This window comes from Pseudomonas granadensis (assembly GCF_900105485.1).
GTDB lineage: Bacteria > Pseudomonadota > Gammaproteobacteria > Pseudomonadales > Pseudomonadaceae > Aquipseudomonas > Aquipseudomonas granadensis.
The window spans coordinates 5,214,727-5,238,828 of the sequence record NZ_LT629778.1; the positions used below are offsets into that span (position 1 = coordinate 5,214,727).

Genomic DNA, 24,102 nt, shown 5'->3' on the forward strand with positions numbered 1-24,102 from the left:
AAACGACGGACCCCCAGCCATTTCGGTATTAAATCATTGCAAATCAAGCTGTTAGGCTTGCCGGTTCGCAGCAGCCCCGGATGGCTGTTGGCAAAGTCTTTTCTGGAGTCCTCATGAATCTACCGTTGATTCTCAACCTGCTGGTGTTCCTCGCCCTGCTCGTCGGTCTGGCGCAAACCCGCCACACCACCTGGAGCCTGGCGAAAAAAGTCCTGCTGGCGCTGGTGCTCGGCGTGGCGTTCGGCGTGGCGCTGCACACGATTTACGGTGCCGGCAATCCGGTACTGAAAGCCTCGATCGGCTGGTTCGATCTGGTCGGCAACGGCTACGTGCAGTTGCTGCAGATGATCGTCATCCCACTGGTGTTCGCCTCGATCCTCAGCGCGGTGGCGCGTCTGCACAACGCTTCGTCGCTGGGCAAGATCAGCTTCCTGACCATCGGCACGCTGCTGTTCACCACGGCGATTGCCGCGCTGATCGGCATCGGCCTGACCAATCTGTTCGGCCTCACCGCCGAGGGACTGGTCGCCGGCACTCAGGAAATGGCCCGTCTGCAAACCATTCAGAACGACTACGCCGGCAAGGTCGCCGACCTGAATGTGCCGCAACTGCTGCTGTCGTTCATTCCGCAGAACCCGTTCGCCGACCTGGCGCGGGCCAAGCCGACCTCGATCATCAGCGTGGTGATTTTCGCCGCGTTCCTCGGCGTGGCTGCCCTGCAACTGCTCAAGGATGACGTCGAGAAAGGTCAGAAAGTGATCAACGCCATCGACACCCTGCAAGCCTGGGTGATGCGTCTGGTGCGGCTGGTGATGAAACTGACCCCGTACGGCGTGCTGGCGCTGATGACCAAAGTGGTCGCTGGCTCCAACCTGCAGGACATCATCAAGCTCGGCAGTTTTGTCGTGGTGTCGTATCTGGGTCTGGGCCTGATGTTCGTGGTCCACGGCGTGCTGGTGTCGGCGGCCGGGATCAACCCGCTGCGTTTCTTCCGCAAGATCTGGCCGGTGCTGACCTTCGCGTTCACCAGCCGTTCGAGCGCAGCGACCATTCCGCTGAGCATCGAAGCGCAGACCCGGCGCCTGGGCATTCCATCGTCAGTGGCGAGTTTTGCCGCATCTTTCGGCGCGACCATCGGCCAGAACGGTTGCGCCGGCCTCTACCCAGCCATGTTGGCAGTCATGGTTGCACCGACCGTGGGCATCAACCCGCTCGACCCGCTGTGGATCGCGACGCTGGTGGCGATTGTGACCTTGAGTTCGGCGGGCGTGGCCGGTGTCGGCGGCGGCGCGACTTTCGCCGCACTGATCGTGCTGCCGGCGATGGGTTTGCCGGTGTCGCTGGTGGCGCTGCTGATTTCGGTTGAGCCGTTGATCGACATGGGCCGTACGGCGTTGAATGTCAGTGGTTCGATCACCGCGGGTGCGATTACCAGCCAAGTGATGCAGCAGACCGATAAAGAGCTGCTGGATGCCGATGAGCATGCGGAACTCGCTCAGGCTTGATTAGCGCCTGACAGACCGCTATCGCGAGCAGGCTCACTCCTACATTTGGAATGCATTCTCCCTGTAGGAGTGAGCCTGCTCGCGATGCTCTTAAGCCTTCTCCCAAATTTCGAAGTTGTACGCGGGTTTGTCGCCCTCAGCCGCGTTCGGAACGTTCGACACCAGTGTCCACTGGCTCAAATCAAACTCCGGAAACCACGCATCCCCTTCCGGGCTCAGCGCGACGCGGGTCAGGTACAGACGATCCGCTTGGGCCAGCCCTTGCGCATACAACTGCGCGCCGCCAATCAGCATCAACTCATCGACGCCTTGCTCTTTCGCCCATTCTTCGGCGCGAGCGACGGCGGCGTCCAGCGATGGATACACTTCGGCGCCTTCGAGCGACAAATCGGTCTGGCGACTGACGACGATGTTCAAGCGCCCCGGCAGCGGTCGGCCGAGCGAATCCCAGGTCTTGCGGCCCATGATGATCGGCTTGCCGAGGGTCATGGCCTTGAAGTATTTGAAATCCCCCGGCAGGTGCCAGGGCATGCTGTTGTCGACGCCGATCACGCGGTTTTCACCGAGGGCTGCGATCAGGCTGAGGGGCAGTAATTTAGTCATGCCGGCGAGGATACCAGAGCCGCGCTTACCCCGATAAGCGCCACAGCGGTTATGCTCAACGCTCATTTAAGCGACGGGACGCCGCGTGACTGAACTGACTCCACTGCAAAACCTCTGGCTCACCGAAACCATCCGCCTGCGCGAAGAACACGCAGGCCCTCTGGATGACCTGGAAGCCAATCGTCTGGCGCGCACCGGTGGCGGCGATCTGCCGAGCCGCATTCAGCGCCGGGCGCGCTGGCTGGCCGACCGCGACGGGCTGACGCCGGCACTCAAGCACTGGCTGCAAGGCGCTCGCCTGGCGTGGGTGCTGCTGAGCATTTTCGCCGTATTGAGCGGTGCCGGGCTGGCCTTCGCCGCGCTGGGGCAAACCCCGGTCAACGTATTCTGGGCCTTGGGCAGCCTGCTCGGTCTGAACCTGATTCTGCTGCTGAGCTGGGCGCTGGGCCTGGTGTTTGCCGGCGAACACGGCGCGACGCTGGGCCGCGTGTGGCTCTGGCTCAGCGAAAAACTCGCCCGCGACGCCAAAGCTGCGCAACTGGCGCCGGCACTGCTGTTGCTGCTGCAACGCCGCAAACTCAATCGCTGGGCACTCGGCACGCTGGTCAATGGTTTGTGGTTGCTGGCCATGCTCAGTGCCTTGGTCGTCCTGGTGATGCTGATGGCCACCCGACGCTACGGCTTCGTCTGGGAAACCACGATTCTCAGCGCCGAAACGTTTATCCACCTGACCCGGACGTTGGGCAGCCTGCCGGCGCTGCTCGGCTTCAATGTGCCGACAGTCGAGATGATTCGCGCCAGCGGCGACGCGGCGCTGGATATCGAAAGCGCCCGGCAGGCCTGGGCGACCTGGCTGGTCGGGGTGCTGGTGGTTTACGGCGTGCTGCCGCGCTTGCTGCTCGCGCTGCTTTGCTGGTGGCGTTGGAACAGCGGCAAAGCCGCGCTGCGTCTGGACCTCAATCTGCCCGGCTACGCGCAATTGCGCGAGCGGTTGATGCCGACCAGCGAACGCCTCGGCGTCAACGACCCTGAGCCTGCGCAACTGCACCGCGTCGACAGCAGCGTCGGCGAACTCGCCAGCGAAGGCGCGCTGCTGGTCGCCATCGAACTTGACGAACAACGCCCATGGCCGCCCGCGTTACCGAAAAGCGTCAGCAACGCCGGCATCCTCGACAGCCGCGAATCGCGGCACAAACTGCTCGAACAACTCAGCCGTTTTCCCCCGGCACGCCTGGCGATTGCCTGTGATCCACGGCGCTCGCCGGATCGCGGCAGCCTCGCGCTGATCGCCGAACTGGCGCGCAATGCCGGCGCCACCCGCGTCTGGCTGCTGCAAGCGCCGCCCGGCGAAGCACTGGATGCCGATCGCTTGGGTGACTGGCATGTCGCCCTGCAACAGCTGGAGCTGCCTTTCGCCGATTGCGCACCACTGAACTGGCTGGAGACGGGCCATGATTGATCTGCGCAAAGCGCCGCTGAAACTCGCGGTGGTCGGCCACACCAACGTCGGCAAGACCTCACTGCTGCGCACGCTGACCCGCGATGTCGGCTTCGGCGAAGTCTCCCATCGCCCGAGCACCACACGACATGTCGAAGGCGCACGGTTGTCGGTGGACGGCGAACCGCTGCTCGATCTCTACGACACGCCGGGGCTGGAAGATGCGATCGCCCTGCTGGATTTTCTCGAGCGGCTGGAGCGCCCAGGCGAACGCCTCGACGGCCCGGCGCGGCTGGCGCGGTTTCTCGATGGCAGCGAGGCGCGCCAGCGTTTCGAGCAGGAAGCGAAAGTGCTGCGGCAACTGCTCGCCTCCGACGCCGGTCTATACGTGATCGACGCCCGCGAACCGGTATTGGCCAAGTACCGCGACGAACTGGAAGTGCTCGCCAGTTGCGGCAAACCGCTGCTACCGGTGTTGAATTTCGTCAGCAGCGCCAACCATCGCGAACCCGATTGGCGCGAAGCGCTGGCACGCTTGGGTCTGCATGCGCTGGTGCGTTTCGACAGCGTGGCGCCGCCGGAAGATGGCGAGCGGCGCTTGTATGAAAGCCTGGCGCTGCTGCTGGAAACCGCCCGCCCGCAACTCGAACGATTGATCGCCGATCAACAGGCCCAGCGCCTCGCCCGCCAGCAGAGCGCGGCACGCTTGATTGCCGAGTTATTGATCGACTGCGCCGCCTGCCGACGCAGCGTGGTCAGCGAGGCCGAGCAGGAACAGCAGGCGATCAGCGAATTGCGCAAGGCGGTCCGTCAGCGTGAGCAGAAATGCGTCGAGGCGTTGCTCAAGCTCTACGCATTCCGTCCGCAGGACGCGGCAGCCAGTGATTTGCCGTTGCTCGACGGCCGTTGGGGCGATGACCTGTTCAACCCGGAAACCCTGAAACAGCTTGGCGTACGGGTCGGCGGCGGGATCGCGGCAGGCGCAGCCGCCGGGGCTGGCGTCGACTTATTGGTCGGCGGCATCACCCTCGGCGCAGCAGCGCTGGCCGGGGCGATCGCCGGCGGCGCACTGCAGACTGCGCGCAGTTATGGCAGCCGCTTGCTTGGCAAGATCAAAGGCCAGCGGGAATTGACCGTGGATGACGGCGTGTTGCGGCTGTTGGCGTTGCGGCAGCGGCAGTTGGTGCTGGCGCTGGATCAGCGTGGGCATGCGGCGATGGATGCGGTTCAGGTGGCAACACCTGTGGATAAAACCTGGCGCGAAGGCAAGTTGCCGGAAGCCTTGAACAAGGCCCGGGCGCATCCGCAGTGGTCCTCGCTCAATCCGCATCCGAAGCTGAATCAGGCGGAAAGGCAGGAGCAGGTTGAGGCATTGGTCGGGAAAGTTCTTGAGCTTTAGTCCGTTGCCCTCACCCCAGCCCTCTCCCAGAGGGAGAGGGGGCCGACCGGGTTGTTCTCCGGTCATACACCGACCTGAGATATCCAGCCGAACTCAGATTTTGAAAAGCAGATAAAGCGGCTCCCTCTCCCCAGCCCTCTCCCAGAGGGAGAGGGGGCCGACCGCGTAGTTCTCCGGTCATACACCGAGCTGATATCCAGCCGAACTCAGATTCTGAAAAGCACATAAAGCGGCTCCCTCTCCCTCCGGGAGAGGGCTGGGGTGAGGGCAGCAATCACATGGCTGCCAACAACGTCACGGCCTTGCGCTTCAAAAACTCAAGATCCACCACCGGCACCGCCACCTCCTTCGCCAATTCATCCCACTGGCGCATCCGCAGGCTGACCGCACACAACGGATCCCGCGCAAACACATCCGCCTCAGCGTCCGTCATCACCCCGCCCTGATACGCCAGCGTGCGCCGACTCGCTTCACTCAAGCGCTGGACATACCCCGGCTCGCGCAAGGTCAAATAACGCTTGGCCTGAACGTGATACTCCACCAGCCGCGCCAGCCGTTCGCTGAAACCCGCCTCACGCAGATAATCCGCACCCAGCCGCTCATGGCTGACGACGCCATAACCGCCCATGTTCTGCGCACCCTCGGCGCACAAATGGCCGATGTCGTGAAAGAACGCCGCGAGCACCACTTCATCATCGCAGCCCTCAGCCATGGCCAGCTCGGCTGCCTGCGACATGTGTTCAAGCTGCGACACTGGTTCGCCGATGTAATCACTGGCGCCGAAACGTTCATACAAGCCGAACACCCGCGCCACCACTTGCTCCGGATTCATGCCTCCTCCAGCCACTGTGCAATGTTGCGCTCGGCCATGGCCGGGCCGACGCTCATGCCGACGCCGGTGTGCATCAGCGCCACGCTCAAGCCCGGTGCCGGGCGCAGCAATGAAAACGGACCCGGTCCACGAGCACCATAGACGCCCTGCCAGCGCTCGACCACTTGCACCTTGCAACCGAGGGTCTGCTCGGCGAGTTCGAGCATCCAGTTATCCACTTGCTCGGCGTTGAACGGCGACGGATCGCTGCCGTAATGGTGCGAGTCGCCAATGATCAGCTCGCCATACGGCGTCGGGCTGATCAGCAGGTGAATGCCGTTGTCAGGCAGGTGCGGTTGCTCGCGCAGGATCTGCGCCTGCACCGCCGCCGCTTCGGGCAGATCGGCGAAGGCGCCGTAGTGCACGCAGCTCAGACCGGTAAGCACGGCGTGTTGCAGGTTCAGTTCCGTGTGCGGTTTGGCGCGGAGCATTTGCAGGCGGCAGATTTGCGGTTCGAGCGCGGCAATCGGCTCGGCGAGCAAGGTCTGATAATCGTGGCCGGAGCAGACGATGATCTGCGGCGCGGTAAAACTGCCGGCAGTACTGTGCAACCGCCCTGGCTCAACGTCGCGTACCAGGGTGGAGAAGTGGAATTCGACACCAGGGTCGCGGCGCAGGTAGTCGATCAGCGCCGGAATCGCTTCGCGTGAGTACAACTGTTGATCATCCCTGCCATGCAGCGCGGCGCGGTGATGGCTGAATTGACCGCCGTACAGATCACGCAATGCGGCACCGCGCAGCAGCTCGACGTTGTAGTCGTGCTCCTGCGCACGACCGGCGCAGAACGCTTCGAGCAGCTGTTCTTCGGCTTCGCTGCGGGCGAACAGGTAAGAGCCGTTGCGCTTGATCTGCAGGCCGGCGAGTTGCGCCCAGTCGCCCCAGATCTCGCGGCTGGCCTTGGCCAGTTCCAGCATGGTGCCGGGCGGCTGGCCAGTGACCAGCGCCTGGCCGAAGTTACGCACCGAGGCGCCGAGGGGCGTGGCGGTGCGTTCGAACACGGCGACTTTGAGCCCGCGCTTGGCCGCGGCGTAGGCGTGGGACAGGCCGAGGATGCCGGCGCCGACGATGAGCAGGTCTTTGGGGTGTGTCATCTGAATGCTGTCCTGAATGAGAGACCGCTATCGCGAGCAGGCTCACTCCTACAATTGGAATGCATTCCCCTGTAGGAGTGAGCCTGCTCGCGATGAGGCCCGGTCAGACTACGAAGATTTACTTGGCAGCCACTTTCTCGGACTTGCCGTCATAGCGCTTGCGCCACTCGCTCAGGATCTCGTCGCGATTCTTCGAGGCCCAGGCGAAGTCGTTCTTGATCAGACGCTGCTCGTAATCGGCGGGCAGTTCGGTCTGCGGCTTGGCGATCCCCGGCTGGGCAAGCACGGCGAAGTTCTCTTTATACAAATCCATCGCCTCGGCACTGGCAGAGAAATCGGCGAGTTTCTTCGCCGCCTCTTCGTGCGGCGTGCCTTTGATTACCGCTGTCGCTTCGATCTCCCAGCCCAAGCCTTCCTTTGGCAGGATGATGTCCAGCGGCGCGCCCTGGCGCTTGAGCTGAACGGCCGGGTATTCAAAGGAAATACCGATCGGGAATTCCCCCGCCGCCGCCAGTTTGCACGGCTTGGAACCGGAGTGAACGTACTGGCCGATGTTCTGGTGCAGGCCGTCCATATAGGCCCAGCCCTGCTTCTCGCCGAAGGTCTGCAGCCAAGCGCTGACGTCGAGGAAACCGGTGCCGGACGACGCCGGGTTGGGCATGACGATCTTGCCCTTGTACTCAGGCTTGGTCAGGTCCTGCCAGCTCACTGGCTTGGTCAAACCCTGCTTTTCGGCCTCGACGGTGTTGAAGCAAATGGTCGCCGCCCAGACGTCCATGCCGACCCACGCTGGCGGGTTGGCAGCGTCGCGGTAGTTCGCGCCGATCTTGCCGAGATCCTTCGGCGCGTAGCTTTGCAGCATGCCTTGCTGATCGAGGATCGCCAGGCTGGAAGCGGCCAGGCCCCACACCGCGTCAGCCTGCGGCCGCGCTTTTTCGGCGAGGAGTTTGGCGGTGATGATCCCGGTGGAGTCGCGCACCCATTTGATCTCGACGTCGGGGTTGGCTTTCTCGAACGCTTCCTTGTAGGACTTCAGTTGTTCGGCTTCGAGGGCGGTGTACACCGTCAACTCGGTTTTCGCCGCGAAGGCATTCAGGCTGAAAGAGGCGAGCACAGCAGCGGCCAGGGCCATAGGCTTGAACATGATCGTTTTCCTGTGATGAGTTGAACGGTGTTGGAATCAGTGACCGGGCGCGGTTTGCCGCCAGGCCTGGGAACGGCGCAGCAAGCCGCGCGAAGCACACGCCAGCAGCAAGGACACGCCCGCCGAGGTGAACAGAATCAGGGTCGACATCGCCGCCGCGCCGCCGACGTTGCCGGCGTCGTCCATGTTCAGCACCGCCACCGCAGCGAGGATGGTGTCGGGGCTGTAGAGGAAGATCGCCGCCGACACCGTGGTCATCGCCGAGACGAACAGGTAGCGCACAATGTCCAGCAGCGCCGGCAGGCAGATCGGCACGGTCACGCGCAAGTAATGCCGATACAGCGGCGCCTTCAGCGACAGCGCCGCCGCTTCGAACTCGGCGTCGAGCTGGCGCAGCGCGGTGGTCGCGGTCATTTGTGCGGTGGTCAGATAGTGCGCGATGGTGCAGACGATCAGCAGCGTCATCGTCCCGTACAGCACGTGCAGTGGGTTGCCGCTGAGGTTGAAGAAGAAAACATAACCCAGGCCAAGCACCAGCCCCGGCACTGCCATTGGCACGAAGCTGAGCATGCGCAAAGCCAGGTTGAGCCCGCGCTGGGTGCGGGTTTTCTCCATCAGATAAGCGCCGGTGAAGATCAGCACGCTGCCGATCAGCGCCGTACCCAATGCCATTTTCAAACTGTTGCCGTAGGCCAGCCAGCCACCGCCAGCGGTCTCGTTGAACTGGTAATGGTTGAGCGACAGTGACAGGTTGTATGGCCAGAACTTCACCAGGGACGAGAACACCGCCATGCCGAACACCAGAATCAAAGCGGCGCTGATCAACACGACAATCGCCAGATAGCAGCCGTCGCGCAGGGTCGACGGTGTCGGTTTGAACACCTGCGCGCGACCGCTCATGGAATCGCCATGCCGACGCCGCAGCCAGGCATCAACAGCGAAACTGAAAAGCGCCGGCAGCAACAACACCATGCCGATCAACGCACCGCGCCCGAACTGCTGTTGGCCGACCACGGCTTTGTAGGCCTCCAGCGCCAGCACTTGATAATCGCCGCCGACCACCACCGGCACACCGAAATCGGTGATGGTCAGGGTGAATACCAGACAGAACGCGGCGAACACCGCCTGCCGCGTCGCCGGCCAGGTGATGCTGCGAAACGCCTTGGCCGGACTGGCGCCCATGCTAGATGCGGCGTCGAACAGGCGCGCATCGGCCAGCGACAACGCCGACAGCAAAATCATCAGCGCATGCGGGAAGGTGTAAATCACCTCACCGAGCACGATGCCCCAGAATCCGTAGATGTTGTCCGAGAGCAGCCCGCGCAGCATGCCCTGATTACCGAACAGGTAGACGAGCGCAATCCCTGGCAGCATTGACGGCGCCATCAGCGGCAGCAATGAGATACCGCGCCAGATGCCTTTGCCCGGTATCAATGTGCGTTGCAGGGCGTAGGCAAACAGGTAGGCCAGCGGTACGACAATCGCCGCGACGCTGAGGGAGACTTTCAGACTGTTGCCGAGCAGCCAGTGAAAATTCGCGCTGCTCAGCAGTTCCTGCGCCGCAACCCAGCCACCGCCCTGCCCGGCCTCGCTGCTGAAGCCGCGCCAGAAGATCGCCAGCAATGGCAGCAGGACCGCGACGCCAAGCAACAGCAGCAAGAGGACCTTGCCGCCGAGCACAAAGATCCGATCGCCGATTTCGGCACGGGACGTCTGCCGTACCTGCTTGGTCGGCAAGGGTAAGGCAATCCCGGCGCTCATCAGGCAAACACCTGCAGACTGCGCGGCGGCAAGGCGACCATGATTTGCTGCGCACCCAGACGCGGCATCGCTTCCGGTGCCAGTTCGGCGAGCAGCGCATGGCCGGGCAATTGATCGAGTTCGAAGCTCATGCGGCAGCGGTTGCCGAGAAAGGTGATCTCGCGGACCTTGGCCGGGAACAGGTTTTCTTCGTGCACCGGCGGGTTGACGTTGATCGCTTCCGGGCGGCAGAACAATCGACCCGAGGCGCTCTGCACGCTGCCATCGGCCAGGCGCAGATTCATCCCGCCAACCTGGGCGTGACTGTCGCTGCTGCGCTGGAACGGCAGCCAGTTGCCCTGACCGACGAACTCGGCCACGAACGGCGTGGCCGGACGGTTGTAGATTTCCTGCGGGGTGGCGTATTGCTCGACGCGGCCGTTGTTCATCACCGCGATGCGGTCGGCCATCAGCATGGCTTCGTCCTGGTTGTGCGTGACCATCAGGGTGGTGATACCGAGGTTGCGCTGCAGCTGGCGCAGCTCGGTGCACAGATGCTCACGAACGCGAGCGTCGAGGGCTGACATCGGTTCATCGAGCAACAGCAGCGACGGTGCCGGCGCCAGCGCGCGGGCCAGCGCAACACGCTGTTGCTGGCCGCCGGACAACTGGCCGGGGTACTTTTTCTCGCTGCCGGTGAGGCCGACCAGTTCGAGCATTTGACCGACCCGGCGGCGCACTTCATCGCGACCGCTGCCAGCGAGGCCGTAGGCAATGTTCGCTTCAACGGTCAGATTGGGGAACAGCGCGTAGGACTGGAACAGAATTCCGTAGTCCCGCGCTTGCGGGGCGAGGTGCGAGACGTCGCGATCGCCCAGATACAACTCGCCGCTGTCCTGTTTTTCCAGCCCGGCGATGCAGCGCAGCAATGTGGTCTTGCCACAGCCCGACGGGCCGAGCAGACAGACCAGTTCACCGGCGGCGACATCGAGCGAGACGTTATCCAGCGCGGTAAAAGCGCCGAAGCGCTTCTGTACGCTCCGCACTTTCATCGGCGCGCCGGGGTGAGTCAGGGCAGTTGCGATGGCAGGGTTCATGGACAGACCTCATCTAACGGATGAGGCCAATCCTAGGGTTGTAATGCGTCCGTCATGTGGCAGTGAGGCAAAAAGCGCCGATAGTGATATTCAGGGATTTGGGTTTGATTCTGTGTCGCCCGGGCTGACGCCATCGCTAGCAGGCTAGCTCCCACAAGGGATTTGCGTTGTGAATACGGTCCAGTGTGGGAGCTAGCCTGCTAGCGATGGGGCCAGCACCGGCATTGAAAATCTCAGGCGGGGGACATTTCTTGGGCCAAGCCAAGGAACGCCGCCGGCAACCGCGCGCCCTTCCTCTCTTTGAGGCAATACAGATACTCCGGAATCTGCGGCGCATTCTCGATACTCAGCACGCGCAACTGCGGATCATGCGGCACTTCCTGGCGGGCGATGATGCTGATGCCGATGTTGCGCAGCACCGCCTCGCGGATCGACTCGCGGCTGCCGATCTCCAGCAGCGGCCCGAAACTCACGCCGGCGCTGGCCAGCAACTCTTCGGTCAGGCGTCGCGTGGTCGAGCCGGATTCCCGCATCAACAAGGTGTGACCGGCCAGCGCCGCCAACGCCACATGCGTCTGCGTCGCCAACGGATGGTTGCGATGCACCGCCAGCACCAGCGGATCGGTGCCCAGCACCCGGCGAATCAGTCGCGTGTCATCCAGCAGCTGCGAGGACGCGGCGATGTCCACCCGGTAATCCTCCAGCGCTTCGAGGACCTGCTGCGAGTTGCCGATTTCCACCGACACTTCCACCTGCGGCAAGCGTTCGCGAAAGGTCTTCACCAGATCGAGGATGTAATACGGCGCCGTCGCGGCGATGCGCAACGTGCCTTGCACCTGGCCGCTGTTGCGCAGGAAGAACTCGATGTCGGCCTCTTGCTGCAACAGCGTCTTGACCATCGGCAGCAAGCGCGCGCCTTCGTCACTGACGCTCAGGCGCCGGCCGCCGCGGTAGAACAGCTCCACCGAATACTGGCTTTCCAGATTGCGGATCTGCGTGGTCACGGTCGGTTGGCTGAGGCCGAGTTTCTTCGCCGCCAGCGTGATGCTGCCCAGGCGGGCGACCATGTAAAACGCTTTCAGCTCGGCACTCAGCACAACCCACCCTCGTCACTTACTTGCGCAGCAGGCGCAAACCGTTGAACACCACCAACAGACTCACGCCCATGTCGGCAAACACCGCCATCCACATGGTGGCGAGCCCGGCGAAGGTTACCCCAAGAAAGATAGCCTTGATCACCAAAGCCAACGCGATGTTCTGTTTCAGAATGCTGGCGGTGTTGCGCGACAGGCTGATGAACGCCGGGATCTTGCGCAGATCGTCGTCCATCAGGGCAACATCGGCGGTTTCGATCGCAGTGTCGGTACCGGCCGCGGCCATGGCAAAACCGATCTCGGCGCGAGCCAGTGCCGGCGCGTCATTGATACCGTCGCCGACCATGCCGACACGGTGGCCTTTTTTATATAGATCTTCGATGGCATGCAGTTTGTCGGTCGGCAGCAGATCGCCTCGGGCTTCGTCGATACCGACCTGCGCGGCAATCGCCTCAGCCGTGTGTGCATTGTCGCCGGTGAGCATCAGGGTTTTCACCCCGAGTTCATGCAACTGACGAATCGCCTCCCGGCTGCTTTCCTTGACCGTGTCAGCCACTGCGAACAGCGCCAGCGGGCCAGAGTTGTCGAGCAGCAGCACCACGGACTTGCCCTGTTTCTCCAGTGCAAACAGCTTCTCTTCCAGTTGTGGCGAGCACAGGCCCAGCTCTTCAACCAGACGATGGTTGCCCAAGTGGTAGGTCTGTCCATTGATCTGGCCTTTGACGCCGCGCCCGCCAAGCGCTTCGAAGTTATCCACGATCGGCGCGACGAAGTTTTTATCCACAGCGGCATTGGCGATGGCCAGCGACACCGGGTGATCGGAGCGCCCGGCCAGCGCGGCGGCGACGGCAGGCGCGGTGCTCTCGGCGGTGGCTTCCAGGCACAGGTAATCGGTCTGCACCGGTTTGCCGTGGGTGATCGTTCCGGTTTTATCCAGCGCCAGATAATCGAGCTTGAAACCGCCCTCCAGGTACACGCCGCCCTTGACCAGAATGCCCTTGCGCGCCGCTGCGGCGAGGCCGCTGACAATGGTCACCGGGGTGGAAATCACCAGCGCACACGGGCACGCGACGACCAGCAGCACCAGGGCGCGATAGATCCAGTCGAACCATACCGCGCCCATAAACAGCGGTGGAATGATCGCCACGGCCAGGGCAAACACGAATACCGCCGGGGTATAGATTTTCGAGAATTGATCGACAAAACGCTGGGTCGGCGCACGGGCGCCCTGAGCCTGTTCGACGGCGTGGATGATCCGCGCCAGGGTCGAGTTGTTCGCCGCCGCGCTGACCGTGTATTCCAGCGAACCGGCCTGGTTGATGGTGCCGGCGAAGACTTTATCGCCAATGGTCTTTTCCACCGGCAGGCTTTCACCGGTGATCGGCGCCTGGTCAATCGTCGAGCTGCCGCTGACCACCTCACCGTCCAACGCGATGCGTTCGCCCGGCTTCACCCGCACGCGGGCGCCGAGTTCGACGATTTTCACCTCCTGTTCGCCCCAGCTTCCGTCCGCCTGCAAGACCGTCGCTTGTTCCGGGGTCATCTGCATCAAGCCACTGATCGCATTGCGCGCCCGGTCCAGCGAACGTGCTTCGATCAACTCGGCAACGGTGAACAGGAACATCACCATCGCCGCTTCCGGCCACTGGCCGATGAGGATCGCGCCGGTCACGGCGATGCTCATCAGTGCGTTTATGTTGAGGTTGAAGTTCTTCAGGGCAATCCAGCCCTTTTTGTACGTGCCGAGGCCACCGCTGAGGATTGAGACCAGTGCAATGATCGCCACTACCCAGGTCGGCGCAGCGTTGCTGAAGTGGATGACTTCGGCAGCCAGCGCCGCGACACCGGACAGCGCCAGCGGCCACCCATGTTTTTTCACCGGCGCCGGCGCCGGGGCCGCCGCTTCGACGCCCGCCTCCAGCGGCTCGGCGTGCATGCCAATCGACTTGATCGCGTCAACGATCGGCGCGGTGTCCGGCAAGCTGTGGGTGACGCTGAGCACGCGGTTGATCAGGTTGAATTCCAACTGCTGGATGCCCGCCAGTTTGCCCAGCTTGTTCTGGATCAGCGTCTGCTCGGTCGGGCAGTCCATCGCCTCGATGCGGAAGCTGCTCAGGCGCGCATCGGCGCTGGTCTTTTCGCTCAGTTGCACCAAGGCAGGCGCAGCGGCTTTCGACAAGCAGCAGGCATCTTCGTGCGAATGAACCGGGGCCGGCGCAGCTTTCGACCCGCAGCAGGCATCGCCGCCATGCGCATGTTGATGCACAGGCTGCAATTTATGGCTGTGATCGTGCCCGTCGCCCGGCTTGTGGGTGTGAGGGTGGGTGTGCTGGGAATCGCTCATTGGTCGCGTCCATGAAGGTGCCTGTTGCCAAGTAAAGACCCTGTAGCCACTATAGGGTCAAGCACCCTTCTGGAGATGGCTGGCATGAAGATCGGCGAACTGGCGAAACTCACCGACTGCGCGGTGGAAACCATCCGTTACTACGAACGCGAAAACCTGCTGCCGGAACCGGCCCGCAGCGACGGCAACTACCGCGTCTACACCCAGGCCCACGCCGAACGCCTGACCTTCATCCGCAACTGCCGCACCCTCGACATGACCCTCGAAGAAATCCGCAGCCTGCTCGCCCTGCGCGACAGCCCGCAGGATCAGTGCGAAAGCGTCAATGCGCTGATCGATGACCACATTCAGCATGTGAAAGCGCGGATTGATGGGTTGATGGCGTTGCAGACGCAACTGCTCGACCTGCGCCAACGCTGTGGCGAAGGACCAGAGGCGGACCAATGCGGGATCTTGCAGCGGTTGGAGGTGAGTGGCGGGGTTGTTGCGACCGAGGTCGAACACTCCCACGTGGGCCGCAGCCACGGCCACTGAGCCCAACGCAAATCGAAATGTAGGAGTGAGCCTGCTCGCGATGACGTCGGCACATCCAACATTGATGTGACTGAACAACCGCTATCGCGAGCAGGCTCACTCCTACAGGGGTGTTGCGCTGCTGACTAGACCGCCATCGGCGCGGTCATTGGCGCATGGTGCTCGTAGCCCTCCAGCGAGAAATCGCTCGGCTCGACCAGTTCCAGCCATTCCGGCTGATACACGCCAGTCTTGGCAAACTCCGGCACGCGGTCGGAGATTTTCAGTTTCGGCATGGCGAACGGCTCTCGCTTGAGCTGTTCGTTGAGCATGTCCAGATGGTTCTCGTAGACGTGCGCATCACCGATGAAATAGGTGAACCAGCGCGGCGTGTAGCCGGTCAGGCGTCCGATCAGGCTCAGCAGCGCGGCGCCTTCGGTGAGGTTGAACGGCGTGCCCAGGCCCAAGTCATTCGAACGGATGTAGAGCGTCAGAGAAATCTCTTTGGTCTCGACATTCGGGTGGAACTGGTACAGCAGATGGCATGGCGGCAGGGCCATTTCATCGAGCTGAGCGACATTCCAGCCGTGGAACAGAATGCGACGGCTGCCCGGATCCTTGATGATCGTGTCGACGCACTGGCGCACCTGGTCGATGGCTTTGTACAGCACCACGTAGGCCTGGCCGTCTTCTTCGCCTTGGGCGATCTGCTTGTAGCCGTTGTTCAGGGTTTGTTCGATGGCTGCGGTGTTGCTCAGCGGGATCTGCTTGTACGCCGGCCACTTGCGCCATTGCACGCCATAGATTTCGCCGAGGTCGTCGTCACCCTGACGGAACGGGTTGGCCAGCCACTGCGCGTTTTCGTTGGCGTTCTGGTCCCAGACCTTGCAGCCCAGCGCACGAAACTCGGCAGCGCTGTTCACACCACGGAGGAAGCCGCACATCTCGCCGATCGCCGATTTGAAGGCCATTTTGCGCGTGGTGATCGCCGGGAAGCCTTCCTGCAGATCGAAACGCAGCATCGCCCCAGGAAAACTGATGGTGTTGATACCAGTGCGGTTGGCCTGTTTGGTGCCGTTCTGGATGACGTGCGAGACCAGTTCGAGATATTGCTTCATGAGTTACCTGTGTCCTTTGAGCCCCGGCGTCGCGCGCCGGGGTTCGTAGTTTAAGCCGTCGGGGCGAGCGGCGCTGCCGGGGCGCGACGATAGGCCAGCCAGATCAGGAACAGCCCGCCGACGATCATCGGCACGCACAGCACCTGGCCCATGGTGAGCCAGTTCCAGGCCAGATAGCCCAGCTGGGCATCCGGTACGCGAACGAACTCGACGATGAAACGGAAGATGCCATAGAACAGCGCGAACATCCCCGACACCGCCATGGTTGGCCGCGGTTTGCGCGAGAACAGCCACAGAATAAGGAACAGTGCGACGCCTTCGAGGGCGAACTGATACAGCTGCGAGGGGTGACGCGGCAGTTGCGCCGGGTCGCTGAACGGCGGGAACACCATCGCCCATGGCACGTCGGTGGCCTTGCCCCACAGCTCGGCGTTGATGAAGTTGCCGATGCGCCCGGCACCCAGACCGATCGGCACCATCGGCGCGACGAAGTCCATCAACTGGAAAAACGACTTGCCGTTACGCTTGCCGAACCACAGGGCCGCGAGCATTACGCCGATGAAGCCGCCGTGGAACGACATGCCGCCCTTCCAGACTTCGAAAATCAGCGTCGGGTTGGCCAGATAAGCGCTCAGGTCGTAGAACAGCACATAACCCAACCGCCCGCCGACAATCACGCCCATTGATAGCCAGAACACCAGATCGGAAAGTTTTTCCTTGGTCCAGGTCGGGTCGAAACGGTTGAGCCGGCGCGACGCCAGCAGCCACGCACCGCCGATGCCGATCAGGTACATCAGCCCGTACCAGTGGATTTTCAGCGGACCGATGGCCAGGGCCACCGGGTCGATCTGCGGGTAAGGCAGCATTGCGACTCCTCGTAAGAGTGAAACCAGAATTCCCGGGCGACGCTGCCACCACAGGATTAAGCCAGGATTTTTACAGCAGGAAGCTCAACCCGACGCTGAACAGCAAAGCGGCGAACAGCCGTTTCAGCAAGCGCGGCGACAACCTGTGCGCCAGACGCGCGCCGAGACGGGCGAAGACCATGCTGGTCAGGGCAATGCCCAACAACGCCGGCAAATACACAAAACCGAGACTATGCGGTGGCAACAACGGATCGTGCCACCCCAGAATCATGAAACTTGCCGCACTGGCCAAAGCGATCGGCAGACCACACGCCGATGACGTCGCCACGGCCTGCTGCATCGGCACGCTGCGCCAGGTCAGAAACGGCACGGTCAGCGAGCCGCCACCAATACCGAAAATCGCCGAGGCCCAGCCAATCACCGTGCCCGCGGCGGTCAGACCGAGTTTACCCGGCACCGTTCGGCTGGCCTTGGGTTTGACGTCCAGCGCCAGTTGCACGGAGACCAGCAGGGCGAACACACCAATGATTTTCTGCAGGTTCGGCCCGGAAATCGCCTCGGCCGTCAGCGCACCGAAACCGGCGCCGAGCAAAATGCCGACGGTCATCCACATGAAAATCGGCCAGCGCACCGCACCTCGGCGGTGATGCTCACGCACGGCATTGACCGAGGTGAAGATGATCGTCGCCAGCGACGTGCCGACCGCCAGATGGGTGAGGATCGACTGATCGAAACCCTGCAGGGTGAAACTGAACACCAGCACCGGGACGATAATGATCCCGCCGCCGACACCAAACAGCCCGGCCAGCACGCCCGCACAGGCGCCCAGCGCCAGATACAGCAGAAATTCCACGAGCGTCTCCCCGGACCGCATCCGCAAAACAGGAGCGGCATGGTAACGGATGCACACCCTTTGGCTCCACTGGCGATGGATGCACGGAGGCCGGATGCGTAGAGTGAGCAAAAATCACACAAGGACCACCTTATGTGTCTGATCGTATTTGCCTGGCGCTCGGGCCATGCCCAGCCGCTGATCGTCGCGGCCAACCGAGACGAGTTCTATGCCCGGCCGAGCCTGCCATTGGCGTCGTGGCCCGAGGCGCCAGAGGTCCACGCCGGACGGGACCTGGAAGCCGGCGGCACCTGGCTGGGGATTGGCGCCAATGGGCGCTTTGCCGCGCTGACCAACATTCGCGATCCGCAACAGCCGCCGGCGCTGAAGTCGCGCGGGGAACTGGTGGCGCGGTTTCTCAGCGGCAATGCGTCGATTGATGATTATTTGAGCGATGTGGTTGGCCGCGCCGGGGAGTACGCCGGGTTTAACTTGCTGCTCGGCAATAGTCACGAGCTGTGGCATTTCAATGCGCGGGCGTCCGAGCCGGTGATGCTCGCTCCGGGGGTTTATGGCTTGTCCAACGCCGGGCTCGATACGCCGTGGCCGAAGCTGCTCAAGGCCAAAGCGGCACTGAACGCGGTGCTGGACGATCCGCAGCCCGAGCGGTTGCTTGAATTATTGAGTGATGCGCAGACGCCGCCCGAAGCCGAGTTGCCGGATACCGGGGTGGGGATGGCGACTGAAGCGTTGTTGTCGAGCGTGTTTATTGCCAGCCAGAGCTACGGGACGCGGGCAAGTACGGCCCTGGTGGTGCAGGCGGATGGGACGCGGCGGATGGTTGAACGCAGTTTTGGGCCGTATGGGGGACATTTGGGCGAAGTTGAGATTTGCGTTTAGAAGCTTACCCTCACCCCAGCCCTCTCCCGGAGGGAGAGGGGGCCGACCGAAGTGTCTTGCGGGTACATCGACCTGAAAGACCGAGTTGATTATGAATTCGGACAGAACTTCCATTGCCGAGTCGATTATGGATTCAGTAGCGCTCCTCCAGATCGGCGTGGCTTCCGAGCACCCCCCAATCAGTCCCCTCTCCCCCCGGGAGAGGGCTAGGGTGAGGGGCTTTTGATCTTCAGAGGGCTTTGGTTACCACCGGCGCATTCATCTTCGCCAACCCAAGATTTTTCAGCGCCAATTGCAGCGAGCTATGGATAACTTGTGGGTTATCGATGGTCATCAACTCCGCCAACAACTCCTGCGCCTTGCTCAGATTGACCTGACGCAGCATCCACTTGACCTTCGGCAAGTTGGTGGCGTTCATCGACAGGCTGTCGAAACCCATCGCCATCAACAGCACCGCCGCCGCCGGATCGCCGGCCATTTCGCCGCAGATACTCACCGGTTTGCCTTCGGCATGCGCGTCACGCACGACGGTTTGCAGGGCTTGCAGCACCGCCGGGTGCAGGTAGTCGTAAAGATCGGCCACCCGCGGGTTATTACGGTCGACCGCCAGCAGGTACTGGGTCAGGTCGTTGGAACCGACCGAGAGGAAGTCGACCATCCGCGCCAGCTCTTTGGTCTGGTACACCGCGGCGGGGATTTCGATCATCACGCCGATCGGCGGCATCGGCACGTCGGTGCCTTCGTCGCGCACTTCGCCCCAGGCCCGGTGAATCAGGTGCAGGGCTTCTTCGAGTTCGTGGGTGCCGGAGATCATCGGCAGCAGAATCCGCAGGTTGTTCAGGCCTTCGCTGGCCTTGAGCATTGCGCGGGTCTGCACCAGGAAGATTTCCGGGTGATCGAGGGTGACGCGAATGCCGCGCCAGCCGAGGAACGGGTTGTCTTCCTTGATCGGGAAGTACGACAGCGACTTGTCACCGCCGATGTCGAGGCTGCGCATGGTCACCGGTTGCGGATGGAATGCGGCGAGCTGCTCACGGTAGATCGCCAGTTGTTCCTTCTCGCTCGGGAAGCGCTGGTTGATCATGAACGGCACTTCGGTGCGGTACAGACCAACGCCTTCGGCGCCACGCTTCTGCGCCCGAGCCACGTCCGCCAGCAGGCCGGTGTTGACCCACAGCGGCATGCGGTGGCCGTCGAGGGTCACGCACGGCAGGTCGCGCAGGGCATCGAGGCCCAGCGCCAGTTGTTTCTCTTCTTCGACTATTTCCGCGAACTGCTTGCGCAGCACTTCGCTCGGGTTGGTGTAGACCTCGCCACGTACGCCGTCGACGATCATTTCGATGCCGTCGACCTTGGCGTACGGCAGATCGACCAGCCCCATTACCGTCGGAATGCCCATGGCCCGGGCGAGGATCGCGACGTGGGAGTTACCCGAACCGAGTACCGACACCAGACCGACCAGCGTGCCTTCCGGCACTTCGCCGAGCATCGCCGGGGTCAGCTCTTCACTGACCAGAATGGTTTTTTCCGGGTAGACCAGATTCTGCTGACGCTCTTCCTGCAGATAGGCCAGCAGGCGGCGGCCGAGGTCTTTGACGTCCGAGGCGCGCTCACGCAGGTAGGCGTCGTCCATCAGTTCGAAACGGTTGACGTGATCGGTGACCACCTGACGCAGCGCGCCTTGGGCCCACTGGCCGGTCTTGATCACCGTGGTGACTTCGCTGCCCAGCGAAGCATCGTCGAGCATCATCAGATAGACGTCGAACAGCGCGCGTTCTTCCGGGCGCAACTGGGTCGCGAGTTTTGCCGACAGGGTGCGCATGTCGGCACGCACGCCTTCGATGGCGGTCTTGAACAGCGCCAGCTCGGCGTCGATGTCGGTGACGGTCTTGTCCGGCACCACGTCCAGATCGGCCGGCGGCAGCATGACCACCGCGGTACCGACCGCCGCTCCCGGCGAGCCCGGCACGCCAACGAACTTGGCTTCCTGAATGCCCTTGCCCTGCCGGCCCAGACCACGGATCGAACCGGTGGCCTCGGCGTGGGCGATCACCCCGGCGAGCTGTGCGCTCATGGTTACGAGGAAGGCTTCTTCACCTTCGTCGAACTGGCGGCGTTCTTTTTGCTGGATGACCAGCACGCCGACCACTCGACGGTGGTGAATGATCGGCGCGCCAAGGAACGAGGCATACCGCTCTTCACCGGTTTCGGCGAAGTAACGATAACGCGGGTGGTCCGCGGCGTTTTCGAGGTTCAGGGGTTCTTCACGCGTGCCGACCAGACCGACCAGACCTTCGTTGGGTGCCATGCTGACCTTGCCGATCGAGCGCTTGTTCAAGCCCTCGGTGGCCATCAGCACGAAGCGGTTGGTCTCGGGATCAAGCAGGTAGACCGAGCAGACCTGGCTGCCCATGGCCTCTTTGACGCGCAACACAATAATCCCCAACGCCGCCTTGAGATCCTTGGCGGAGTTAACTTCCTGGACGATCTTGCGCAGCGTATTGAGCATGGCTCGGGGTCGAACTCCGTCGTCAGTCGCGCGCTAAAAGGCGCGGGGCAAGCTCTTTGAGAGCGCGTCGATACACCTCGCGCTTGAATGTCACCACCTGGCCCAACGGATACCAATAGCTGACCCAGCGCCAGCCATCGAATTCCGGTTTACCGGTCAAATCCATCCGCACCCGCTGCTCGTTGGAGATCAGGCGCAGGAGAAACCATTTCTGTTTCTGGCCGATGCACAGAGGTTGGCTGTGGGTACGCACCAGGCGTTGCGGCAAACGATAGCGCAACCAGCCTCGGGTACAGGCCAGTATTTCAACATCTTCACGTTCCAGGCCAACTTCTTCGTTCAGCTCGCGGTACAAGGCGTCTTCCGGCGTCTCTTCAGGGTTGATTCCCCCTTGCGGAAACTGCCAGGCGTCCTGATTGATACGGCGAGCCCATAGCACCTGGCCGGCGTCATTCGTCAGAATGATCCCGACATTGGGACGGAAACCATCGGGGTCGATCACGGCAACAACCTCGCAAACGCATGTCGCCGCATTGTTCCACAAAGGTTGATCAGGCGGCAACGAAGCTTCCGAGCTTATGTGCACTCTTGTGAAAAGACCGTATTCTTGTCGCCTTTTTACTGACTTTTCAGCGGGTAACTGCAATGCGCCTGGCTCTATTCGATTTGGACAACACCCTTCTGGGCGGCGACAGCGATCACGCTTGGGGCGACTATCTGTGCGAGCGCGGCTTCCTCGACCCGATCGCCTACAAGGCGCGCAACGACGAGTTCTATCAGGATTACCTGGCCGGCAAGCTGGATAACGCGGCATATCTGAATTTCTGCCTGGAGATCCTCGGCCGCACCGAAATGGCCGTGCTGGACGCCTGGCACAGCGATTACATGCGCGACTGCATCGAGCCGATCATGTTGCCCAAGGCGCTGGAACTGCTGAAACAACACCGCGACGCCGGCGACAAACTGGTGATCATCACCGCGACCAACCGCTTCGTCACCGCCCCGATTGCCGTGCGCCTGGGCGTGGAAACCCTGATCGCCACCGAATGCGAAATGATCGACGGCCGCTACAGCGGGCGCAGCACCGACATTCCGTGCTTCCGTGAAGGCAAGGTGACGCGTCTGAATCGCTGGCTGGAAGAAACCGGGTATTCGCTGGAAGGCAGTTATTTCTACAGCGATTCGATGAATGATCTGCCGCTGCTGGAGCAAGTGGCGAATCCGGTGGCGGTTGATCCGGACCCGAATCTGCGCGCCGAGGCCGAGAAGCGGGGCTGGCCGGTGATTTCGTTGCGCGGCTGATATCGCTATCGCGAGCAGGCTGTAGTGGTTCAGTTTTTTTAAACCAATCCGTAGGAGCATTAGGCCGCCTGCTGCTCAAACAGCGCAGGCGGCAAGTGGTTCGAAGCCGAGTGGCAACGGCGATGGTTGTAATGTGAGATGAAGTCCATCACATCCTTCTCCGCTTCAATGTGGGTTTGATAACCGTTTTCCGGCATCCAATCGTGCTTCAGCGTCCTGAAGTAGCGCTCAACCACTGCATTATCCCAGCAATTACCTCGACGGCTCATGCTTTGAACGATCCGGTTGTCTGCCAAACAGGTGACAAATCGATCAGCAGTGTACTGACAGCCCTGATCTGAGTGAAACAGCAGTTCAGGCATTGGTCGGCGTAGTGACACTGCCAACTTCAGAGCTTTAGCAGCCAGCTCAGCATCGGCAGTTCGGGAGCACGCCCAGCCAACAATCCTGCGTGAAAAAAGATCCATCACCACTGCCAGATAAAGCCAGCTATTCCCAACTCTAATGTAGGTAATATCGCCTGCCCAAAGCGTATCTGGCTGAGTCGGATTGAAGCGACGATCAAGTATGTTCGGAGCAACGATTGCCGGTTTTGTAGCACGACGATAGTGGGCATACCGTGGTCTGCGTCGATGCAGGCCGAAAGTTTTGATCAACGAGCGCATTCGATAGCGACCGATAAAGATCCCTTTCTTTCTCAACGCTTTGCAGAGCCCTCGAGTACCCAGGACCTCTCGATGTTCTTTATGCAACGCACGAAGTCTGCGCCTTAGCCACCGCAGGCCCGGCTTCAAACGCTTGGTTTTGCGGTTTATGTAATAGCTACTTCGGGCGATGCCAAGCACGGAGCATACGCGCCGAACTGACATAGCACCTTTTACGCCATCAATCATTTGGTTCGACCGAACAGAACCTTTAGATGAGAGGGCAATTGCTTTTTTAGCACTTGGTTCTCGGCCTCAAGCAGCGCCAGTTGCGCCTGCAGCGACTCGATCAGCTCCTGATCCTGTAATCGTGGCAACTGAGTAACTTCGTTCTGCTGTCGACGCCAACGAGCAACCCAGCGACGCAAAGCTGTGAGGCCCACACCAGTGGCTTCACAGGCCTTGGGGACGGAGTAATGCATCTCCACCACTAACCGAATAGCCTCTGCTTTTTCTTCAGGCGTAACGACCCGATATCCCATGACGCATCCTTAAATCGAGGCTCCTACATCATGGTCTAAAAAAGTTCGACCACAACAGGCTCACTCCTACATTTGGAATGCGTTCCCTTGTAGGAGTGAGCCTGCTCGCGATCGGGGCGACGCGGTCTCAAGCCCTAAACCGGCTTGGCCCCCATCAACCCCGCAATGGCCAGAAATCCGACGCCGCTGACAATCGCCAGCGCCAGATTGAATCTGCGGTTGCCCACCCCGGTGGTCCATAACCGATCCAGCCGCACCAGCAGCCAGACCGCACTGAACGTGGCCACGGCATAGATCAAACTGGAGCCCAGAATCCACAATTGCCCGAGCGGCCAGCCAATCAGGTGCACCAGCCACCAGCCGGTAAACGGCATGCTGAGGATACCGATCAGCATCAGGCACCAGATAAACAGCCAGGGCCGCCGCATCGTCGTGGCCGGCCCTTCGCTGCGATTACGCCAGGTCAGGACGGCGAGCACCAGCCCACTCGCGAGGATGACCACGGTCGCCACGACGTGAAGGACCTTCAGGGTTGTCAGGGTTTCCATGC

22 protein-coding genes are annotated in these 24,102 nt (G+C 61.8%); 6 read left to right on the plus strand and 16 right to left on the minus strand.

The features are described 5' to 3' along the window. The first annotated feature begins 113 nt into the window (after positions 1-113). Complete coding sequence (locus BLU52_RS23275) at positions 114-1,505, plus strand: L-cystine transporter (protein WP_090287212.1); 1,392 nt, start codon at positions 114-116, stop codon at positions 1,503-1,505. A 90-nt stretch (positions 1,506-1,595) separates the two neighbouring features. On the opposite strand, the gene BLU52_RS23280 is transcribed toward BLU52_RS23275, so the two are convergent. Further along, on the minus strand, positions 1,596-2,108 hold the full coding sequence (locus tag BLU52_RS23280) for a dihydrofolate reductase (protein ID WP_090287215.1): 513 nt from the start codon (positions 2,106-2,108) through the stop codon (positions 1,596-1,598). A gap of 85 nt (positions 2,109-2,193) precedes the next feature. On the opposite strand from BLU52_RS23280, the gene BLU52_RS23285 reads away from it, so the two are divergent. Beyond that, positions 2,194-3,567 (plus strand): DUF2868 domain-containing protein, encoded by a 1,374-nt coding sequence (locus BLU52_RS23285; protein WP_090287217.1) that lies wholly within the window; start codon positions 2,194-2,196, stop codon positions 3,565-3,567. Next, on the plus strand, positions 3,560-4,945 hold the full coding sequence (locus BLU52_RS23290) for a GTPase/DUF3482 domain-containing protein (RefSeq protein WP_090287219.1): 1,386 nt from the start codon (positions 3,560-3,562) through the stop codon (positions 4,943-4,945). Before BLU52_RS23285 ends, BLU52_RS23290 begins: the two co-directional genes overlap by 8 nt. Before the next feature lie 274 nt (positions 4,946-5,219). Here the strand turns inward: BLU52_RS23290 and BLU52_RS23295 are convergent, their stop codons facing one another. From BLU52_RS23295 to BLU52_RS23325, 7 genes are all read right to left on the minus strand, one after another. Then, positions 5,220-5,777, minus strand: coding sequence for a phosphonate degradation HD-domain oxygenase (locus BLU52_RS23295; protein ID WP_090287221.1), 558 nt, complete (start codon positions 5,775-5,777; stop codon positions 5,220-5,222). After that, positions 5,774-6,907, minus strand: a complete 1,134-nt coding sequence (locus BLU52_RS23300; protein ID WP_090287223.1) for a TIGR03364 family FAD-dependent oxidoreductase — start codon at positions 6,905-6,907, stop codon at positions 5,774-5,776. The genes BLU52_RS23295 and BLU52_RS23300 overlap by 4 nt, the downstream gene beginning before the upstream one ends. A 118-nt stretch (positions 6,908-7,025) precedes the next feature. Beyond that, complete coding sequence (locus tag BLU52_RS23305) at positions 7,026-8,051, minus strand: putative 2-aminoethylphosphonate ABC transporter substrate-binding protein (protein ID WP_090287225.1); 1,026 nt, start codon at positions 8,049-8,051, stop codon at positions 7,026-7,028. A gap of 36 nt (positions 8,052-8,087) precedes the next feature. Then, complete coding sequence (locus tag BLU52_RS23310) at positions 8,088-9,812, minus strand: putative 2-aminoethylphosphonate ABC transporter permease subunit (protein WP_090287227.1); 1,725 nt, start codon at positions 9,810-9,812, stop codon at positions 8,088-8,090. After that, complete coding sequence (locus BLU52_RS23315; protein ID WP_090287229.1) at positions 9,812-10,888, minus strand: putative 2-aminoethylphosphonate ABC transporter ATP-binding protein; 1,077 nt, start codon at positions 10,886-10,888, stop codon at positions 9,812-9,814. The genes BLU52_RS23310 and BLU52_RS23315 overlap by 1 nt, the downstream gene beginning before the upstream one ends. 233 nt (positions 10,889-11,121) lie before the next feature. Beyond that, positions 11,122-11,985, minus strand: coding sequence for a LysR family transcriptional regulator (locus BLU52_RS23320; RefSeq protein WP_090287231.1), 864 nt, complete (start codon positions 11,983-11,985; stop codon positions 11,122-11,124). A 16-nt stretch (positions 11,986-12,001) separates the two neighbouring features. Next, positions 12,002-14,326 (minus strand): heavy metal translocating P-type ATPase, encoded by a 2,325-nt coding sequence (locus BLU52_RS23325; RefSeq protein ID WP_090287233.1) that lies wholly within the window; start codon positions 14,324-14,326, stop codon positions 12,002-12,004. An 84-nt stretch (positions 14,327-14,410) separates the two neighbouring features. Here BLU52_RS23325 and cadR point away from each other — a divergent pair, with 84 nt between their 5' ends. Next, positions 14,411-14,860, plus strand: coding sequence for a Cd(II)/Pb(II)-responsive transcriptional regulator (gene cadR, locus BLU52_RS23330; RefSeq protein ID WP_090287235.1), 450 nt, complete (start codon positions 14,411-14,413; stop codon positions 14,858-14,860). 125 nt (positions 14,861-14,985) lie between these two features. Here the strand turns inward: cadR and BLU52_RS23335 are convergent, their stop codons facing one another. The 3 genes from BLU52_RS23335 to BLU52_RS23345 all read right to left on the minus strand — a co-directional run bounded on the left by BLU52_RS23335 (position 14,986) and on the right by BLU52_RS23345 (position 17,676). After that, positions 14,986-15,957 (minus strand): thymidylate synthase, encoded by a 972-nt coding sequence (locus BLU52_RS23335; RefSeq protein WP_090287237.1) that lies wholly within the window; start codon positions 15,955-15,957, stop codon positions 14,986-14,988. Between the two features lie 50 nt (positions 15,958-16,007). Then, positions 16,008-16,823, minus strand: coding sequence for a prolipoprotein diacylglyceryl transferase (gene lgt / locus BLU52_RS23340; protein ID WP_090287239.1), 816 nt, complete (start codon positions 16,821-16,823; stop codon positions 16,008-16,010). 70 nt (positions 16,824-16,893) lie between these two features. Then, positions 16,894-17,676: a sulfite exporter TauE/SafE family protein gene (locus BLU52_RS23345; RefSeq protein ID WP_090287240.1), complete on the minus strand. Its 783-nt coding sequence runs from the start codon at positions 17,674-17,676 to the stop codon at positions 16,894-16,896. Between the two features lie 132 nt (positions 17,677-17,808). On the opposite strand from BLU52_RS23345, the gene BLU52_RS23350 reads away from it, so the two are divergent. Continuing rightward, positions 17,809-18,555 (plus strand): NRDE family protein, encoded by a 747-nt coding sequence (locus BLU52_RS23350; protein WP_090287242.1) that lies wholly within the window; start codon positions 17,809-17,811, stop codon positions 18,553-18,555. A 229-nt stretch (positions 18,556-18,784) separates the two neighbouring features. Here the strand turns inward: BLU52_RS23350 and ptsP are convergent, their stop codons facing one another. Together ptsP and BLU52_RS23360 are read right to left on the minus strand one after the other, a co-directional pair. Next, positions 18,785-21,064, minus strand: coding sequence for a phosphoenolpyruvate--protein phosphotransferase (ptsP, locus tag BLU52_RS23355; RefSeq protein WP_090287244.1), 2,280 nt, complete (start codon positions 21,062-21,064; stop codon positions 18,785-18,787). Positions 21,065-21,086: 22 nt separating this feature from the next. Further along, positions 21,087-21,566, minus strand: a complete 480-nt coding sequence (locus BLU52_RS23360; RefSeq protein ID WP_003229203.1) for an RNA pyrophosphohydrolase — start codon at positions 21,564-21,566, stop codon at positions 21,087-21,089. 143 nt (positions 21,567-21,709) lie between these two features. Between BLU52_RS23360 and BLU52_RS23365 the strand changes: the two genes are divergently transcribed. Continuing rightward, positions 21,710-22,366, plus strand: a complete 657-nt coding sequence (locus BLU52_RS23365) for a histidinol-phosphatase (protein WP_090287246.1) — start codon at positions 21,710-21,712, stop codon at positions 22,364-22,366. 59 nt (positions 22,367-22,425) lie between these two features. Here the strand turns inward: BLU52_RS23365 and BLU52_RS23370 are convergent, their stop codons facing one another. The 3 genes from BLU52_RS23370 to BLU52_RS23380 form a co-directional block, all read right to left on the minus strand. Then, positions 22,426-23,259, minus strand: coding sequence for an IS3 family transposase (locus BLU52_RS23370; protein WP_090285708.1), 834 nt, complete (start codon positions 23,257-23,259; stop codon positions 22,426-22,428). Then, complete coding sequence (locus BLU52_RS23375; protein WP_090285711.1) at positions 23,256-23,552, minus strand: transposase; 297 nt, start codon at positions 23,550-23,552, stop codon at positions 23,256-23,258. Before BLU52_RS23375 ends, BLU52_RS23370 begins: the two co-directional genes overlap by 4 nt. Before the next feature lie 134 nt (positions 23,553-23,686). Continuing rightward, the gene (locus BLU52_RS23380; RefSeq protein WP_090287248.1) at positions 23,687-24,100 is read right to left on the minus strand and encodes a DUF2269 family protein; all 414 of its coding nucleotides are present in this window, start codon (positions 24,098-24,100) and stop codon (positions 23,687-23,689) included. Positions 24,101-24,102: the final 2 nt, after the last annotated feature.